This window comes from Phaeobacter cretensis (assembly GCF_047372505.1).
Lineage (GTDB): Bacteria > Pseudomonadota > Alphaproteobacteria > Rhodobacterales > Rhodobacteraceae > Phaeobacter > Phaeobacter cretensis.
The window spans coordinates 1,214,077-1,232,611 of the sequence record NZ_JBKBEU010000001.1 but is presented as its reverse complement, the minus strand read 5'-3'; the positions used below and the strand labels follow the sequence as shown (position 1 = coordinate 1,232,611).

Sequence of the window (18,535 nt, the reverse complement as noted above, 5' to 3'; positions counted from 1 at the left end):
AGCCATTCATATGGCCCCCGTGTAAATCAGGTCGCGCGCGGGCGCAATTGCCGGCATCGTCTTTGTAGGGTGCAGATTGCCGCGCTTTTGAGTTTATTGAGCGGTTTTGCCGCCAATACGGGCAGTTTGTCCCGGTTTGGCGACTCATTTTGAATTGGGTGCGGCTTTACCCGCGCCAGCGCAGCACGTGACGCTCGACCAATCCGATCAGGCTGCTGACGAGCACGCCTAAGATCGACAAAATGGCCACACCAGCAAACAGGCGCTCCAGATCGTAAAGCGATCCGGCTTCAAGTATATAAGCGCCAATACCATGTTCCGCGCCCAGCATTTCGGCGGCAACCAGCAGGATGATGGCTATCGCCAGGCTGATGCGCAGCCCGGACAGGATGCCGGGCATGGCCCCCGGCAGCACGATTTTGCGCACGATCGAAAGCCACGACAGGTTAAAACTCTGCCCCATGCGGATCAGCGTGCGGTCGACATTGTCCACCGCGCCATAGGTAGCCACCACGGTGGGGGTGAAGGTGCCAAATGCAATCAGTGCGTATTTAGATGCTTCGTCAATACCGAACCAGATGACAAACAGCGGCAAAAGCGCGATCTTGGGAATTGGGAATAGGGCCGCCACAAGGGGCACAAGTCCTGCGCGCACATACGAGAACAGCCCGATTATTAGTCCAACGCCGATGCCAACACTGGCACCCAAGGCCGCTCCAACGATCAGGCGTGACAACGAAACGCTTACATGGGTCCACAACAGACCCGAGGCATAAAGCTCCGTCAATGTCGCAAGCACATCGTAGGGCCGGGGCAGGGTGAGTTTGGAAATCCAGCCCTGACGGGAGCCCAGCTCGGCAAGGGTGATCAGCAATACAAAGATCAATATACCCACCCAGCGAGCGCCACGCGGGGCAAAGCCGCCTCCGCGAAACTGGACCGGTCGTACGGCCGCGTGTTGGTGCGGTCTCTTAGGTGCGACCTTGGGTAGGTCTTCTGCCATCTGCGGGTCAGACATTCATTAGCTCCGCATCTGCCGCGCGCGCCTCATCACGCATTAGCTGCCATAGATATTTCTGTTTCTGCTCAAGATCGACGTCACCGAATGCCCGTTCGGCCAGCGGTGTCTCCAGATGAACGATCTCGCGGATCTTGCCGGGACGGCGTGACAGCACCACGATTTGGTGGCCCAGTCGCACTGCCTCAGCCAGATTGTGGGTCACGTAGACGGCGGTAAATGGCGTGCGTGTCCACAGCGCCACGAGATCGTCCATCAATAATTCACGGGTTTGGCTATCTAACGCCGACAAAGGCTCGTCCATCAGCATCACGGCTGGGTTCACGGCCAGAGCGCGGGCAATCGCCACACGCTGCTTCATTCCACCCGACAGCTGTTTTGGAAGGGCGTCTGCAAACTCGCTCAATTTGGTGCGTGCCAGAACATCCTTGATGATCCGTGCAGCCGCGGCACCACGAATGCCGTGATCCTCTAGGACCAGGCTGATATTGCCGCGAACCGTGCGCCAGGGCAGCAGGGCAAAGTCCTGAAACACATAAGTGAGCGGGTTCAGGCAATCTTTGGAGGGCTGCCCGACCTGCAAGATCTCGCCCCGAGCTGGTCGTTCCAGCCCGCCGATAAATCGCAACAAAGTGGACTTTCCACAGCCAGAAGGACCGACAATGCAAACGATTTTACCACTGGGAATGTCCAGAGTGATGTCGTGCAAGACTTCTACATCTTCATAGGCGTGACCCACCTGTGACAGGCGAATATCCATGATATTGCTCCGCTCGTAAATGAGGCCGGGGCAGGATATGCCCCGGCATCGTCATCAGTCGATGGTTTCGACGTAGCTGGGATCGATGATCGTCTGCAGCGAAATGTTTGCATTCACAAGCTTCTCAGCCTGGAACCAGGCCAGTTGATCCGCCAGTGATTTGGTGTTCAGCGCTGCCCCTTCGTTCAATCGCATGGTGCCGTTGATGATCGACTTTGCAGCCTTTTCACGAGGACGATCTGCATAGACATATTTATGGATTAGATCGACCAGCTCATCGACCCCGGAGTCTCCGTTGCTTCGATCTATCATCGTTGCGTTGTAATCAGCCACACCGCGGCTGTAGGCGCTCAGGAAATCCTTGGTCATTTGTTGCTCGTCGCTGGCATTGCGTGCAGAGGTAAAGACAGTCGTCACCTGATAATTCGGCAGATAGCTTGCGACGTCGCCTATAATATGAACCGCCCCGGAACCGGCCAGCGGCTTGGCGATATGGGGCACGATGGACCAGGCGTCAATCTGGCCCGATTTCAATGCACCGATGATGGCGCCCACTTTTTGCAGTGGCTTGAAGGACAGCGAGGCACCTTCTTTCAGGGCCATACGGGACCCCATATAGTGGAACGAAGACCCTGCCGTTGTCATGCCAAAGCTTTTGCCGTCCAGCGCGGCGGGGCTGGTGACGCCAGCCTGGAAAGCCGCATCTGAGACCAGGATTTTCTGCCCATCGATGCCCGGCTCTTCCGACAATGCACCGCCGATCACTTTGATCGCGCCCTTATCTGCGAGAGAGATCAAACCGCCCGACATAGCAGTTACTGCGTAGTCTAAATCGCCCGATGCAATGGCCACCGACATTGGTGCGGCAGCTTGGAAAAAACGCAGCTCAACATCCAGGCCGGCATCTGCAAAGTAACCGCGTTCCTGTGCGATGAAGCTGGCGGAATGGCTGGTAAACCGTAACGCCCCAAGCACGATTTTGCGACGACTGGCCAGCGCAGGTGTCGCCAGCCCTGCCACGGCGCCAATACTACCCAGAGCCGCAATGGTTTGGCGGCGTGTCCAATTGGTCATTTCACATGTCCTCCGTTTAGTGAGTCTTTGTCTTCCGCCCGTCCGACGATTTTTTCATAAAGGCACTGGGTGGGCGCCGAGGGATCTCCAGCGATGCAATTCAAGTGCCCATGTCGTCAGAAACGTAGGTTTTGAGCGCTGCTAGTGCTGCATCGGCGTTGCGAGTTAGAATTGCCTCGACCAGCACCTGCTGCTGCTTTGCGCGCAGGGCAAAATCCAAACGTCCTTCGCGGAGCAGGGCTAGCCGAAACCGGCGTGACTGGTCGTAGAACTTAAGCTGCATATGCGACAGTCGGGGTGATTGTGCCGCCTCTACCAGCACCGAGGCGAAGGTACGGCAAGCCATATCCCAATCCAGCGCTAAGGCATCGCTTATACCCCTGGCCAATGCCTCTTCAGTGCGCCGCAATGCGTGATGCGCTGCCAAAACCCGGCCCTCCCACTGAACATCTCCATGTTCCAATGCCATCCGGAGACCCAGTTGTTCCACCTGCAGTCGCATCAACAGAATGTCGCGCAGATCACCTTCGGTCGCGGAGGTCACACGAAATCCGCGCTGGGCGGTAGCTTCCACCAGACCCTCAGCGCTGAGCATCCGCAGGGTTTCGCGCATGGAGTGATTTGAGCCGCCATAGGTTTGGCGCAGGGCTTCGATCTTCAGCTTTTGGTCCGGTGGCAACACGCCAAAGGAGATATCCCGACGCAGCGCTGCAGCGAGCATAGCCACTACGGTGTCGTCGTCTGCGCCTTGGCCGCGACCAAACATATATCAATCCATATTTTCCGAAATCTCCAATATTTTTGCGGCAAGTGCCGCAGTCTGTCAATCCGGTGCCGACTGATGAAAAATGTACTGCGTCTACTGCGCATATGTGGACAGCGTTGACGCCCCGGCTTGGCTCTGTCACTTCTGCAATCCACCTTGCGAGTGACTGCAGTCAATCACCGCCCATCCAAAGGATTCTGTCCCGCATGACCAGCCTGCGCTTGTTGCACACCTCTGATCTGCATCTGGGCAAGCGTTTCGGTCAGTTCGACGAAGAGACCCGTGCAGCACTGCAACAGGCCCGTCAGGGTATTTTATCTCGGTTGGCGCAGGTCGCCGCGCAGGAGGGCGCAGGCCATGTGCTGATTGCAGGAGACCTGTTTGACACGGAAACACCGTCCGCGCGTGTGATCCGTCAGGCGCTTGCGGCAATGGCAGCAGCAGATCCCGTGAAGTGGTGGGTCATTCCTGGCAATCATGACAGCGGTGCGGCGGAGCCGCTTTGGGCTGAAATGGCGCGCCATGCGCCGGACAACGTGCATTTGCTGCTGCAGCCGGAGGCTGTTCAGATCGCACCGGGGGCAACACTTCTACCAGCGCCCTGCCAGCACCGCTTTGCAGGGCAGGATAGCACGCGCTGGATGGATGATACAGAAAGCCCCGAAGGGCATCTGCGTATCGGTTTGGCCCATGGCGCTGTGCTGGATTTCGACCGTGACCAGAACGGGGCCGAGACAATAGCGCCCAACCGCGCCAGCACCGCAAGGCTGGATTATCTGGCGCTGGGCGACTGGCATGGGGACTTCACCCTGAACAAGCGTAGCCGTTATTCGGGGACGCCGGAGCGTGACCGCTTCAAGCATTCAGGCCGGGGTCTGTGTCTGTTGGTAGATTTGCCTGGGCCGGGCGAGCTGCCACAGCTGCGTCAGATCGAGGTTGGGCAGTATTATTGGCAGGATCTGCCACTGGAGCTGGCACCGGGTCAGGATGTTTCGACCACTTTAACACAGGCCCTGCCATCAGATCGGGATGACTGGCCTGATTGCCTGATCCGTATCCGTGCGAGGGGGTGGGTTACTGCCGCGCAACATCTAGAGCTTACGCGCCTGGTTGCGGAACAGGCACCGGCTTTTTGCCATCTTAGCCTAGATGAAGCGGCGCTGCGGATCGAGCACAGGGTTGAGGATCTGGACCAGATTGCGACCGGAGGCACTCTGCGCGTGGCGGCGGAAATTCTGATGGCGGAGAGCCAGAATAGCGCTCTCGCTCAGGACGATCGCGAGATTGCTGTTGCGGCTCTGAACAGGCTGTATGCGGTGCTGGGAGAGGGTGCGGAATGAAGCTTACCGCCATCCGACTGACCAACGTGCGCCGTTTTGGCGATCCGGTAGAAATCACTGGTATCGGTTCCGGTCTAAATGTGCTGAGCGCGCCGAATGAACACGGGAAGTCCACCGTTTTTGATGCGCTGCATGCGCTTTTCTTCAAGGATGCGAAATCCTGGGACAAGGAGGTGCGAGCCTTAGCGCCTTATGCAGGCGGAGATCCCGAGGTGGAGGTTGAGCTGAGCTATCAGGGCAGCGAATACCGCATCGCTAAGACCTTTACCAAAGCATCGGGGAAAGGGTTCGCACGGGTCTGGCGTAATGGCGCGTTGGTGCATCAGGCGGATGCTGCCGAGGCTTTTCTGGGTAGTCTCATTGCGCCTCCTAAAGAGGGACCTGTTGGAATGCTTTGGGTGCGACAGGGGCTAACGGATTTCTCTGATGCTAAGGACACGCTTGTGTCGCGCCGCGACTTGATGTCGTCGCTCAGCGGTGAGGTAGAGGCGGTCACCGGAGGGCCGCAGATTGACGGTTTGCGCCGTCGGCTGCGCGTAGATCTTGATCGCCTTGTGACCAGCCGTGGCGCGCGGAAGGGTGGTCCGCTTGCAGAGTCTGAGGCCCGTGTAGTGGAGCTGGTTGAACGGCGTGATATCCTAGTGGCCCAGATCACAGAACTTCGCCAATTGCTTGATCAGCGGCAATCCCTGCGCCGAGAACGGGACGAGCTGTCCGCTTTGAACGAAGTCGAAGCGCGCCAATCCCGGTTGGTCCGTGCTGAAAAAGCGCTGACTGTGGCGCAACGCCACCGCGAGCAATGCGAAAAGGCGGGTCGAGCATTGGATTTGGCAATATCGCGTCGTGATGGTCAGATGGCGCGTATCGACACACAAGCCGCTCGTTTGGCTGATTACGCCCGCACAACCAAAGAACAGCAGCAAGCGGTTGAGCGGCGCGCAACAGCGGCCACTATCGCTGAGCAGGCCGCGCAGCAATTGAATACGGCGGAGATGGAAGCCAAAGCTGCCCGTGCCGCCGTATCTTCGGCGCGCAAGGCTGTTGCCACCGCATTGCGTTTAGAGGCTTCCGAACAGGCAGAATTGCACCGCCGTGAGTTAGTAGAACGGCTGGCGCAGTTTGATGCGCTTCAGGTAGAGATTGCTGCGGATCGGCAGCAGGCCAAGCAAGGTCTCGATGCCAGTGCCTTAGAACAGCTTGAGGAGTTGGCACAGTTAGTTAGTTTGGCGCGCCACGCTCGCGCAGTTTCGGCGGCCGCCCTGAGCGTCGCGTATCTGCCTGAGGCAGAAATGCAGCTACTATTTAACGGTGAAACCTTGGCAGATGGGGCCGAAGTTTCGTTGGCAGACGGTGGCACACTGATGATCCCAGGCCTCGCAAATGTCACCCTGCGCCCGGGGCACAGCGATGATGCCGAGGCGTTGTTAGGAGCAGAGGCGGGCTTAAGGGCTGCGTTGGATGCGCTTGGGTTCGACACTCTGGATTTGGCGCGAGCGTCGCATCAAGCACGCCTTGCCGCTGTAATGCGCTTGAAAGAGGGTGAGGCCACCCAACGAGCGTTGGCCCGTGATGGTCGAGACGCACTGGTTACGGCGATTGCCAGCTTACCTGATGCAGCTGAGGAAATGGCCGACGGGCAGATTGAGCGGCAACCTGTCATTCGGCCAGATCGTGCCTCGCTGGAGGTCGCCTTGGCCAACGCGGAGACCTCTCAGACTGAAGCGGAGGCACTGCTGGTCAAATGCCGCACAGAGGAGGCCGCTGCCCAGAAAAGCGCGCATATTTCTCTCGCCAATGCCGAAGCCGTCGAGGTTGCATTGTCGCGAGCCGTCCAGGCACTGGGAGATGCAGAAGTTGCCTCCGCTGAACTGGAGACGCTCCGAGCGGGAATGTCAGCCCTTGAACAGGCTGTCGCGGAGGCTCGTGCTGACGATACCCGCTTGACGGCTACAGCTCCGGATCTTGACCAGGCTCAGGCTTCTTGTCAGCGTGCTCGTTCAGTGGTGGAGGCGGCGCAGGCTCGCTTGCAAGCTTTGGCGCAAGATTTGGCTGTATTGGATGCTCGAATTAGTGCCCACGCCAGTCACGCGGTGGAGGAAGAGCTGGCCGAGGTGATCGACCAATTGGAGGTTGCAGAAGCCCTGCAGCAGACATTGCTGTTTGAGGTCGCAACCTTGCGCCGTTTGGATCAGGCGCTGCAAGTTGCACAAGAGGGCGAACAGGCACAATATCTGGGGCCCTTGATGGCGGAGCTGACGCCACTGTTGCGCAGGCTCTGGCCCGAGGCGCAGTTGCAGATCGATGCTGACAGTGTGCTGCCCAGTCAGCTGGCGCGCGGCGTTGCAGAGGAACAGCTGAGCCAACTCTCGGGAGGCACACAAGAACAACTGGCATTGATGGTGCGGCTGGCGTTTGCTCGGCTTCTGGCCAAGTCCGGGCGCGGTATTCCTGTCATCCTGGATGATGCACTCGCCTATACCGACGATGCTCGCATTGAGGCACTGTTTGACGCGTTGACGCTACAGGCCAATGATTTGCAGATCTTGGTGTTTTCCTGTCACCAGAAAAGCTTTCGCGATCTTGGCGGAACCAGTATAGCGATCCGCCCCGCCTCAGTTAGGCGTTGATAGGGATCAACGTGGCTAGATGATATTGGGCTTCAGTCGCGCAGTTCATCCGGTGTCACGCCCCATAGCTTTTCTTTGGGTGCCCAACCACGATAGCCGCCTGCTGATATCGAACACCAGCTGGCATCGCATGTGCCCAGCCGCGCTACGACACCCAGCTCAAAAGCGGCAGTCACCGGCGCGCCTGTGTCTGGACGGGCATGAACCGTCAACATGTCTTCTTCGACCAACACGGTGCGTGCGCCTGACAGCAGTGCATAATGTACCCAACCGCTAGCGCCATCGCGGTCACGAACCCGGCGCCAGTGGCCATATTCAGCAGTGATTTCCAATGGCATGCCGCGCCGTTTGAACACCCAGTCAATTTTGTGGGTAAGAGACGGCCCGCGTCTTACGTTGCCCTCAGCGGCCTTCATCGACACGAACCGTGGTAGTGGTAGGTTCGTCACTGGCCCGCGCTCATCTCTCGCATGGCCGGGAGCGGGTATGACCGCCCCGATCAATCCGATCAAGATCATGCTGACCGCGGCCAGGTAGGACCGCAGATGAAATGCCGAAATGTTCACTGCCTGCTCGCTTCTTTTGTCGCTAACTGTCGCCTGTCAAAACCGATCCAGAAGCTTTGCGTTTCTGCTGATCTGCCCCTGATCTGATGCCGGGTGCCGACAGGTCTGAAAAGAAAGCCGTATCAGATGGGCCGGAGGGCAGGATGGGTTCTTGTACCTGCCCGCGTCCTGCGCCACGATGCCACGAGGCCAGAGAAATTGCAAAGCCGAGGGAGAGCAGCAGTGGCAAAAGAACGTCTGAGTGTTGTCGTTACGCGACGGTTGCCGGAGCCGGTAGAAACCCGGTTGAGCGAGTTGTTCGATGTGTGTCTCCGTGAGGACGACACGCCTATGACTCGCGCGGAATTGTCCGTGGCCTTAAAGGACGCCGATGTGCTGGTGCCGACGGTTACGGATACCGTCGATGCTGCACTGCTTGCGCAGGCCGGTGACCAACTGAAACTGATCGCCAATTACGGCGCAGGGGTGGATCACATTGACGTGGCGACTGCTCGTCAGCGCGGAATTTTGGTCTCGAATACCCCCGGAGTACTCACAGATGACACTGCCGATATGGCAATGGCGCTGATTATGGCCGTGGTGCGCAGAATCCCTGAAGGTCTCTCTATTATGCAAAAAGGTGACTGGGAGGGATGGTCCCCCACCGCACTGTTGGGTGGGCGTCTGGCGGGACGGCGGCTTGGTGTTCTCGGTATGGGCAGCATTGGCCAGGCTGTTGCCAAACGGGCGGGGGCCTTTGGCATGCAAGTTCACTACCACAACCGCCGCCGCCTGCGTCCGGAGGTCGAAGACCGATACGAGGCTACTTATTGGGAGAGCCTTGACCAGATGGTGGCACGTATGGATGTGATCTCCGTCAATTGCCCTTCCACACCTTCGACCTTTCACCTGATGAACGCGCGGCGGCTGAAATTGATGAAACCGGATGCGGTAGTGGTGAACACATCACGAGGCGAGGTGATTGACGAGCACGCCCTGACACGGATGTTGCGCGCTGGCGAAATTGCCGGTGCGGGTCTGGATGTTTATGAGCATGGCATTGATATCAATCCGCGTTTGCGCGAATTGGAAAATGTCGTTCTGCTGCCTCATATGGGGTCCGCCACGCTTGAGGGGCGTCTCGAGATGGGTGAAAAAGTTCTATTGAATATCAAGACATTCGAAGATGGTCATCGGCCACCGGACCAGGTTGTTCCGTCCATGCTATAGCGATTTTGGGAGAAGGTCAAAGTTCCCATCTGGGCGCGTTGATCAGAACTTGTTTCTGAAATGCCTAGTAATTCAGGTATATTTTCCTAAATCTGGTCTTTCAGGGGGTAATTTTTCCCATCGTCAATACGACTAAATCGCACATACTTCTGTGCGCTGACGGTGGTATTGATCCATTGCCGAAGTTACCTCAGAGATGTCAGCATAGGGCAACAATCACTATGGGACCGAGGAGCAAGACGATGAATAAAAAGCTGATTGCGGGAGCTTGGATCGCAGCGCTGGGGGTTGCGACTCCCCTCATGGCGCAGGAGGCTGCGGATGCCGTAGCACCGGAAGGCGCAGCAGAAACCGCAGATGCAGGGTTTGCGGCGATCAGCGAAGAGGTTGCTGCAGCTATTCGAGCCAAATCTGAGGGAACGCCAGTTGAGGCAGATAACTGGATGGTTGCTGCTGCTAACCCGCATGCTGTAGTCGCCGGCGCTGAGGTTTTGCGTGCTGGTGGTACGGCGGCGGACGCCATGGTCGCAGTTCAGACAGTGTTGGGTTTGGTAGAGCCGCAGTCGTCTGGTCTCGGCGGGGGCGCGTTTTTGGTCTGGTACGATGCCGCGACCGGTGAGGTAACGACATTGGATGGCCGCGAAACCGCACCTCTGGCCGCCACGCCTAAATTGTTTCAGAACGATGCAGGTGAGCCGCTGAAGTTTTACGATGCAGTTGTTGGCGGGCTCTCCGTTGGCACGCCGGGTACTCCTGCTTTGCTCGAAGCGGCGCATCGCCGTTGGGGGCGTGCATCATGGCCAAGCTTGTTTACGGCGGCCATTGATCTGGCCGACGATGGCTTTGCGGTCTCGCCGCGTCTGGCCGAGCTTATCGAAGGCGACGCCGACCGGCTGTCACGCTGGTCTGAGACTGCAGACTACTTCCTGCCTGATGGCACTCCACTGGCTGTGGGCGCGACCCTAAAGAACCCAGCCTATGCCAATACATTGCGCCACTTAGCTGCTGACGGAGCGCGAGGTTTCTATACTGGTTCTATAGCTGAAGCGATCACTAGCGCTGTGCGCGGAGCCGAAGGCAATCCGGGTGTGCTGTCGGCGATGGATCTGGCGCTTTATCAGGTAAAGGAACGTCCGGCTGTCTGCGTTGCCTACCATACGTTTGATGCCTGTGGGATGGGGCCACCTTCGTCCGGGGCGCTGACTGTTGGGCAGATCCTTGGTATGCTTGGTAACTACGACCTTGCTGAAATGGGTGCAGATAATCCCGATGCTTGGCGTCTAATCGGCGATGCCTCTCGCCTCGCCTTTGCCGACCGAGGCCGTTATATGGCCGATAGCGATTTTGTGCCGATGCCAACGCAGGGGTTGGTTGCACAAGACTATCTGGGCAAACGAGCGGCCCTGTTGAGCGGCGATGACGCCCTGCCGGAAGTGAGCGCAGGGACGCCTGAGTTTGATCACGCGTTGATGCTGGCCGATGATGAGTCGATTGAACTACCGTCGACCTCGCATATTTCAATCGTTGATCAATATGGCAATGTGCTATCGATGACGACCACGATCGAGAACGGCTTCGGATCGCGGTTGATGGCGGCTGGGTTTCTGTTGAACAACGAGCTTACCGATTTCTCATTCCGTACCCATCGTGACGGCGTGCCGATTGCCAACCGTCTGGAGCCGGGTAAGCGCCCACGGTCGTCCATGGCACCGACTATTGTACTGAAGGATGGCAAACCGGTTCTCGCAGTGGGCTCTCCCGGTGGTAGCCGTATCATCGGCTATGTCGCCAAGACCATCATCGCCTGGGCAGACTGGGGTATGGACGTACAGCAGGCGGTAGCCCTGCCACATGCGGTAAACCGTTTTGGCACCTATGACGTCGAGGCTGGCACCAGTGCTGAAGAGATGGCACAGCCACTTACTGACATGGGGTTTGAGGTAAACATTCGCGATCTGACATCTGGTTTACATGTGATCGAGATCGGCAAGAGCCTGAAAGGTGGCGCAGACCCTCGCCGTGAAGGCATCGCGCTGGGCGACTAAAGCTGAAGCCCGGCCGCATCCACTCGGCCGGGCTGTCTCTATTGTACCGACTAGTGGGTAATGGGTATTGCTGCGCTTGCTTCATCGCGGATAGGTTGACGCGTCAACGTCTTCTCTGTTCGCTAAGGATCTCCGTCATGGTGCAAGCCACAACATTGCCGCGCAACGAAGCTGGTATCAAAGCCGCCATTGATGTGTTGAAGCAGCGTCTCGGCGAGCAGCTGCAAACCGGTCAAGCGATCCGCGAGCAGCATGGGCATACCACCACTTGGATTGCTAATCAGGCACCAGACGCGGTTGTCTTTCCCACCTCTACTGAAGAGGTCGCGGAGATTGTGAAAGTCTGTGCTGACTATGGTGTCCCGGTGATCCCTTTTGGCACTGGGACCTCTCTGGAGGGCCATGTGAACGCGCCCGCAGGCGGTATCTGCGTCGACATGATGCGGATGGACAAGATCCTTACGGTACATGCGGAGGACCTCGATGTGGTGGTTCAACCGGGTGTGACACGTGAACAGCTCAACACATACTTGCGTGACCAAGGCCTATTTTTCCCCATCGATCCCGGTGCGAACGCTTCGCTTGGCGGCATGGCCGCCACACGGGCCTCTGGCACCAATGCGGTGCGTTACGGTACAATGAAGGACAACGTACTGGCACTTGAGGCCGTGATGGCCGATGGCGGCGTGATCCGCACCGCACAGCGGGCCAAGAAATCCTCGGCGGGGTACGACATGACGCGCCTTTTAGTTGGATCAGAGGGAACCCTTGGTTTGATCACCGAGCTGACCCTGCGCTTGCAAGGCATCCCTGAGGCGATCCGCTCCGCCCGCTGCGCCTTTCGCAGCGTCGATGATGCCTGTCGTGCAGTTATGATGACCATTCAATATGGCATCCAGGTTGCTCGCATTGAAATGCTCGATACGCTTAGTGTGCAGGCAGCTAACGCATACTCCAGTCTGAGCCTGCCGGAAATGCCGCTTTTGTTGCTAGAATTCCATGGTTCAGAGGCGGGCGTGGTCGAACAGGCGGACACCTTTGCCCAGATCGCCGAGGATTTCGGCGGCTTTGATATCGCCGCGACCTCCACCGCAGAAGAGCGCAATGCGCTTTGGCAGGCGCGCCACGATATGTATTGGGCCTGCCTGCAATTGCGTACTGATGCCAAAGGGATATCCACTGATGTTTGCGTGCCTATTTCGCGACTTGCTGAATGCGTCAGCTCAGCACGCGCAAAGGCAGAAGATATGGGTCTGTTGGCACCAATGGTGGGTCACGTCGGGGATGGCAATTTCCATGCGCTACTGTTGATCGATATGGAAAGCGTAGACGAGCGTGAAAAGGCCGATATTTATATGGCCTGGCTGAATGAACTGGCCATTGAAATGGACGGAACCTGCACCGGAGAGCATGGTATCGGCCAAGGAAAACGCCCCTATCTGAAACGGGAACTTGGCGAGACCACTCGCTATATGGCAGCTATCAAAGCTGCGTTGGATCCTGAAAACATCATGAACCCGGGCAAAATCCTGGAAATGTAGTTGGCCTTTCTGGTGCAGGAACACCACGGCACCGGCGGCCATGGTGTCTTAAGATAGCCGTTAGTCTTGTGTCTCGAACATGCCGGATTTGAACAGCAAACCGGCCGCCAGTGCCCCCAGAATTGGTGCGACAATAAACAGCCAAAGCTGCGACAGCGCGGTTGTTCCGCTAAACAGAGCCGGTCCTATAGAACGGGCGGGGTTGACCGAAACGCCTGTTATATTGATGCCAACAAGGTGGATTACCACCAGTGTAAGCCCAATGGCCAAACCTGCAAAAGCGGTAGGCGCGCGGCTGCCGGTTGACCCAAGAATGACAACCATGAACAGGAATGTTGCAACGGCTTCAAAAACGAAGGCGGCAAGAATATTGTATTCCCCCAGATATCCGGTGCCCCAGCCGTTCTGCCCAAGGCCATTGACGGCAACATTATAGTCCGCCTTGCCGCTGGCAATGACCAGAAGCACCAGTGCGGCCGCAATCGCTCCGGCGATTTGTGAAATGATGTATCGTATCGCTTCAGGCATCTGCATCCGGCCTGCAACCACCATGCCCAGCGAAACGGCCGGGTTGATATGGCAGCCGGACACCGGCCCGATCCCATAAGCCATCCCGATTAAAGCCAACCCAAAGGCAAAGCTGATACCCGTTAGCCCGATATCTGCCCCTGCTATGACCGCAGATCCGCATCCGAACAAAACAAGCGTGAATGTCCCCAGAAACTCGGCAACTTCTTTTTTCATTGGTTTTCCTCTCCAAAGGTGAGCCGCATGAAAAACGTTACGCATGTCAGCGACTTCACCGCATGGGGAAATATCGGTTCTAAAACTCAAGCGGTGGATGAGCGCGAGGCTTCTGATTGTCGGGTCTTACGCACCGTACCAGAAGACGACGATGTTCTGGCAGGCTAAGCCCCGGACTGCACGAACTGGTTTATCCAACCGGGAAAATTCGGGCTTTCAATCTCAGCAGTAAACACGAAAACCGGCGTGTATAGGACAGAAACCTGCTTTCCGGGCGACGTAAGGTCGGTTTTGTCGTGTTTTGGGTCGGATGGATTTGGCGCAAAATCCGCAGGCGGGGCATAACTCCCTGCAAACGAGTCATCATTTTCCGGAGAGCGGGCCCATGAAAACCCAAGTCAAAGCATTGGTCGTCGGCGGCGGCGCTGTCGGCACCTCGATCGCCTATCATCTGGCCAAGGCAGGCTGGGACGACGTTATGCTTATTGAGCGCGATGAGCTGACCTCAGGCTCGACCTGGCACGCGGCCGGTCTATTGCCGCTGTTCAATATGTCCTATGCGACTACACACATCCACAAATATTCGGTGGATTTCTACAAGCAGCTGGAAGAAGAAACGGGCCTTAATGCGGGCTTCGCTGTGGTTGGCAATCTGCGTATGGCCCAGACGGATGAGCGCATGGATGAATACATGCTCTATGCCTCGACCGCGGAAACCTGCGATGTGGACTATGAATGGCTGACTCCTGATCAGATCAAGGAACGCTGGCCACTGATTGAGACCTCCGACCTGAAGGGGGCGATCTACCATACAGAAGATGGCTATATTAACCCTGCTGACGTGACCCAAGCGATGGCCAAGGGCGCGCGTCAACGTGGCGTCGATATTCACCGTAAACTGCAAGCAGATGCGTTCCATTGGACAGGCACCCATTGGGAAGTTACCTGCACCAAGATGGTGGAGAAAGGTGGCAACCTGATCGAGAGCGACGAGAAGGTGGTGATCACTGCTGAGCACGTTGTGACGGCGTCGGGCAACCACGCACAGCGTACCGCAAAGATGTTGGGCATCAAGATGCCTGCTATCCCGGTTGAGCACACTTTCATCGTTATGGACAAAGACCCAGAGCTGGTCAAATGGCGCGAAGCAGGGAACCCTGAACACCCGGTTGTGCGTGACGCTGACAACGAATCCTATGCCCGAGAAGAGCGTGGAGGCTGGATTCTTGGGATCTATGAGCGTGGCGCGCCTGCGCGTTTTGAGCACGGTGTTCCCGATAGTTTCCGCGCCGATCTGTTCCCGCTGGAGCTGGACCGGATCGCCGATCAGTATATGGCGATGGCAGAACGTGTACCATCCTGTGCTGAGAGCGGCCTAAAGGACGATTTCAATGGCCCAATCTGCTACACCCCAGATGGCAACCCGCTGGTTGGCCCGGCACCGGGTTTGCGCAATATGTGGCTTGCTGAAGGCTTCTCCTTTGGGATCACGGCTGCGGGCGGTACTGGTTACTATCTGGCGCAGATGATGGTCGAGGGCGAAGCTGAGATCGATATGGCCTCGCTGGATCCCAAGCGATACTCCAGCAACTGGATGACCACCGAGTTTGCAGCGCGCAAGAATGAAGAATGCTACGAGCATGTTTATATCCTTCACCACCCGGACGAAGAGCGCCCTGCAGCGCGGCCGTTACGTACTGCGCCTGCATTCGACCGTCAAAAGGCGCGCGGCGCACAGTTTGGCTGGGTCAACGGCTGGGAACGTCCAAACTATTTTGGCCCTGTTGATGCGCCTGAAAACTTTGACCACGATGCGCGTTCCTTCCGCCGGGGCGGCTGGTGGCAGCACGCTGTTGATGAAGCCAAAGCGATCCGCGAAGGCGTCGGACTGGTGGATGCGACTGCCTTCACCAAACATGTGGTCAAGGGCCCTGGTGCCACCCAATTTCTGGATTGGTTCACCTGCAACAAACTGCCAAAGGTTGGCCGTATCAACCTGACCTATGCGCTGACTGCAGCAGGCACGACCCGCACTGAATACACAATCGTTCGCAACGGTGAGAACAACTACTACCTCGTATCTGCAGGCGCTTGGACTGAATACGATGCTGATTTTCTGCGCAAAGCCGCAGAGGATAAGATGGAAGAATTCGGCTACATCGAGATTCAGGACGTCACTACACAGTGGGGTGTCTTTGCCATCGCCGGTCCAAAATCGCGTGATGTGCTCAAAGAGGTGATCGTCGACGCCGATCCTGAGACGGCGCTGACAAACAAACGTTTCCCATGGCTTTCAGCACGTCAGATCGAATTGGGCATGTGCCCGGTCAATGCAATCCGTGTGGCCTACACTGGGGAGCTTGGCTGGGAGCTGCATCACCCGATCGAGATGCAGAACTACCTCTTTGATCTGCTTGAAAAGGCAGGCGAGAAGCATGGGATGAAGCTTGTCGGCGCCCGTGCCCAGAACTGGCTGCGTCAGGAAAAGTCATACCGCGCCTTCGGCAACGAACTGGGCCGGGATGCTACTCCGCTGGAGGCTGATCTGCCCCGCTTTGTCGACCTTGAAAAGGATTTCAACGGCAAGAACAAAATGGTCGAAACTGGCGTGCGCGTAAAATGCTGTACGTTGCTGATCGATGGGCCAGATGACGCGGATCCGTGGGGTCGCGAAGTGCTCTACACGCCTGAGGGTGAGCGCGTGGGACGCCTGACCTCGGGCGGCTATTCTGTAGCTTTCGAGAAGTCCATCGGCATGGGCTACGTGAAACCCGAGCAGGCAGTGGAAGGCACTAAGCTGCAAGTCAAGATTCAGGATAAACTCTGGGACGCTGTAGTCACCTGCGACAGCCCCTATGACCCTAAGAATGAAACCATCCGCCAAAATGGGTGATCACAAGCAGCGCCTGCGCTCCTTTGTTCAGTCACAGCTAAAGAAAGCCCCGGCCAATGTGCCGGGGCTTTCTTCCTAAATGGGATAGTCGTGTCGGAACCGAGAGGTCGGGCCTTGCCGTTACAGACTAATACCTGTCAGATGCGTCCCTCTATGATGTCTTTGAACACTGTTGGATCTGTGATCCCCTCGGAGCCGATGATCACAACACGAGAGTCAGCGTCCAGTTTTAGATCTGCCCGCAACTTTGGATCCAGGGCGCCGCACATCAGCCCGATGAGACCGGCGACCGCGCTTTCACCAGCGTCGATGCAGGGATCTCTGTAGTCTCCGTTTGCGAGCATCCGGACAGTTGGAGCAACCAGATGTTCAGGAATGGTCATAAAACTATCTACGGACTCGCCAAGGATTTCCCAGGCGCTCTGTGACGGCTCACCACAAGACAGCCCAGCCATCATGGTTTCTTCACGAATTTTGACAGATGTCGGTGTATTTGCTTTACCGCTGGCAAAGAGACAGGGCGCTAATTCCGGTTCAACTATGATGCTTCGTGGAGAGGCGATGCCCCACTCCTGATGAAAAACCGCGATCACTGCTGCAGCCAGCCCACCGACACCACCTTGCAGGAACACATGCGTCGGGGGTACCTGCAGGTCTCGCACGATCTCGCGGGCCATAACACCGTATCCGGCCATGACATCCAGTGGTGGCTGCGTGTAGCCGGGCCAAGAGGTGTCTGACACAATCATCCAACCGTGTTTTTCGGCATCTACGCGGGTTTGCGCGACGGTAGCATCATAGTCGCCATCGATGCGAATGACCTCTGCGCCGAGGTCTTGCATTGCGCGCTCCCGGAACGGGCTCACTTCCGCATGGATGTAAATCCGGCAATTTGCACCAAACCGTTTTGCTCCCCAAGCAACAGAACGCCCGTGGTTTCCGTCGGTTGCCGAGATCACGGTCGACTCTGCAATCTGAGCTGCGAAGTCACCGTTCTGAATTTCTGCAACGGTAACATCGCGACCTACGGTTTCTGACAGTTTGCGCTGTAGAACACGCAAGGTGGCATAAGCCCCTCCCAGAGCCTTGAAACTTCCTAACCCAAATCTTGAGCCTTCATGCTTGTAGTGGATTTCCTGTAGGCCAAGTTGATCCGCTAAACCGGTCAGGTTCGGCATAGGTGTTGGTTCATACCCATCCCAAGTGAATATTTCACCTGCGGCGTCGTCAAAGGCGCGTCGGGATAGTGTCTCCGTCACGGCCGCGCCAAGTGACGGTATTCTGGTGAACAGTTCCGACTGTGTATTTTCATATATTCCTAGCATTTTGCGCTCCTATTTTTGCGTTCTTGCAAAAATACGTCACCAAGCGCGAGTACGGTCGTCGAATTTGTGGAAGTTGATGAGAATATTTTGCAGAATGAGTTCATGAGAAAAGAAAATATATCGCACAGCCTAGATGCCTTCGATCTGGCGATTCTACGGATCTTGCAGAAAGACTGCACCAAGCCACAGCGTCAGATTGGTGAGGCGGTGAACCTTTCAACCGCGTCGGTGCAAAGGCGTATCCGGCGTATGGAGATGGATGGTGTTATCAGTGCTCAGACCGCCCAGATCGATCCAAAGGCGGTTCAGATGCCGCTCACTATTCTGGTGGAAGTCGAGCTTAGGTCTGAGACAGCAGGCCGGATTGATGACATCAAACGTAGCTTTCAAGACGCGCCTGAAATCCAGCAATGCTACTATATCACCGGCGAAGTCGATTTCATTCTGATTGTGATTGTCGACGATATGTCTGAATATGAGGCGCTAACCCAACGGCTGTTCTTTCCGAATAACAACATTCGGAAGTTTCGAACTTTTGTCACCATGGATAGAACCAAAGTTTCGATGCAGCTGAATATCTAACATGTGACGAGACGACGGCAGAAGGCATGGCGGCCGCTCGCCTCT

15 protein-coding genes are annotated in these 18,535 nt (G+C 56.8%); 8 read left to right on the top strand and 7 right to left on the bottom strand.

Features of this window, described 5'->3' with window-relative positions:
• Nucleotides 1–166: 166 nt before the first annotated feature.
• From ACEWZM_RS05890 to ACEWZM_RS05875, 4 genes are all read right to left on the bottom strand, one after another.
• A complete protein-coding gene (locus ACEWZM_RS05890) occupies nucleotides 167–1,003 on the bottom strand; it encodes an ABC transporter permease (RefSeq protein WP_414007971.1) in 837 nt (278 codons plus the stop codon).
• 7 nt (nucleotides 1,004–1,010) lie between these two features.
• Entirely contained in the window at nucleotides 1,011–1,778 is a 768-nt protein-coding gene (locus ACEWZM_RS05885; protein ID WP_414005552.1) for an ABC transporter ATP-binding protein, read from the bottom strand.
• Nucleotides 1,779–1,832: 54 nt separating this feature from the next.
• Entirely contained in the window at nucleotides 1,833–2,852 is a 1,020-nt protein-coding gene (locus tag ACEWZM_RS05880) for an ABC transporter substrate-binding protein (protein WP_414005551.1), read from the bottom strand.
• Between the two features lie 100 nt (nucleotides 2,853–2,952).
• Nucleotides 2,953–3,618, bottom strand: coding sequence for a GntR family transcriptional regulator (locus ACEWZM_RS05875; RefSeq protein ID WP_414005550.1), 666 nt, complete (start codon nucleotides 3,616–3,618; stop codon nucleotides 2,953–2,955).
• A gap of 206 nt (nucleotides 3,619–3,824) precedes the next feature.
• Here ACEWZM_RS05875 and ACEWZM_RS05870 point away from each other — a divergent pair, with 206 nt between their 5' ends.
• Nucleotides 3,825–4,958: a metallophosphoesterase family protein gene (locus tag ACEWZM_RS05870; RefSeq protein ID WP_414005549.1), complete on the top strand. Its 1,134-nt coding sequence runs from the start codon at nucleotides 3,825–3,827 to the stop codon at nucleotides 4,956–4,958.
• On the top strand, nucleotides 4,955–7,585 hold the full coding sequence (locus tag ACEWZM_RS05865; protein WP_414005548.1) for an AAA family ATPase: 2,631 nt from the start codon (nucleotides 4,955–4,957) through the stop codon (nucleotides 7,583–7,585). Before ACEWZM_RS05870 ends, ACEWZM_RS05865 begins: the two co-directional genes overlap by 4 nt.
• 32 nt (nucleotides 7,586–7,617) lie before the next feature.
• Here ACEWZM_RS05865 and ACEWZM_RS05860 read toward each other — a convergent pair whose 3' ends face one another.
• Nucleotides 7,618–8,103, bottom strand: coding sequence for an SH3 domain-containing protein (locus ACEWZM_RS05860; protein ID WP_414007970.1), 486 nt, complete (start codon nucleotides 8,101–8,103; stop codon nucleotides 7,618–7,620).
• Nucleotides 8,104–8,373: 270 nt separating this feature from the next.
• Between ACEWZM_RS05860 and ACEWZM_RS05855 the strand changes: the two genes are divergently transcribed.
• From ACEWZM_RS05855 to ACEWZM_RS05845, 3 genes are all read left to right on the top strand, one after another.
• Nucleotides 8,374–9,360: a 2-hydroxyacid dehydrogenase gene (locus ACEWZM_RS05855; protein WP_414005547.1), complete on the top strand. Its 987-nt coding sequence runs from the start codon at nucleotides 8,374–8,376 to the stop codon at nucleotides 9,358–9,360.
• 242 nt (nucleotides 9,361–9,602) lie between these two features.
• The gene (gene ggt, locus ACEWZM_RS05850; protein WP_414005546.1) at nucleotides 9,603–11,405 is read left to right on the top strand and encodes a gamma-glutamyltransferase; all 1,803 of its coding nucleotides are present in this window, start codon (nucleotides 9,603–9,605) and stop codon (nucleotides 11,403–11,405) included.
• 137 nt (nucleotides 11,406–11,542) lie between these two features.
• The gene (locus ACEWZM_RS05845) at nucleotides 11,543–12,946 is read left to right on the top strand and encodes an FAD-binding oxidoreductase (protein WP_414005545.1); all 1,404 of its coding nucleotides are present in this window, start codon (nucleotides 11,543–11,545) and stop codon (nucleotides 12,944–12,946) included.
• 60 nt (nucleotides 12,947–13,006) lie between these two features.
• Here the strand turns inward: ACEWZM_RS05845 and aqpZ are convergent, their stop codons facing one another.
• Nucleotides 13,007–13,690 carry an aquaporin Z gene (gene aqpZ / locus ACEWZM_RS05840; protein WP_414005544.1) on the bottom strand — a complete coding sequence of 228 codons (684 nt, stop codon included), beginning with the start codon at nucleotides 13,688–13,690 and terminating at the stop codon, nucleotides 13,007–13,009.
• 27 nt (nucleotides 13,691–13,717) lie between these two features.
• On the opposite strand from aqpZ, the gene ACEWZM_RS05835 reads away from it, so the two are divergent.
• Entirely contained in the window at nucleotides 13,718–13,858 is a 141-nt protein-coding gene (locus tag ACEWZM_RS05835; RefSeq protein WP_414005543.1) for a hypothetical protein, read from the top strand.
• Nucleotides 13,859–14,075: 217 nt separating this feature from the next.
• On the top strand, nucleotides 14,076–16,583 hold the full coding sequence (locus ACEWZM_RS05830) for a GcvT family protein (protein WP_414005542.1): 2,508 nt from the start codon (nucleotides 14,076–14,078) through the stop codon (nucleotides 16,581–16,583).
• 137 nt (nucleotides 16,584–16,720) lie between these two features.
• Here ACEWZM_RS05830 and ACEWZM_RS05825 read toward each other — a convergent pair whose 3' ends face one another.
• Nucleotides 16,721–17,908: a diaminopropionate ammonia-lyase gene (locus ACEWZM_RS05825; RefSeq protein ID WP_414005541.1), complete on the bottom strand. Its 1,188-nt coding sequence runs from the start codon at nucleotides 17,906–17,908 to the stop codon at nucleotides 16,721–16,723.
• A gap of 102 nt (nucleotides 17,909–18,010) precedes the next feature.
• Between ACEWZM_RS05825 and ACEWZM_RS05820 the strand changes: the two genes are divergently transcribed.
• Nucleotides 18,011–18,490, top strand: a complete 480-nt coding sequence (locus tag ACEWZM_RS05820) for an Lrp/AsnC family transcriptional regulator (RefSeq protein WP_414005540.1) — start codon at nucleotides 18,011–18,013, stop codon at nucleotides 18,488–18,490.
• Nucleotides 18,491–18,535: the final 45 nt, after the last annotated feature.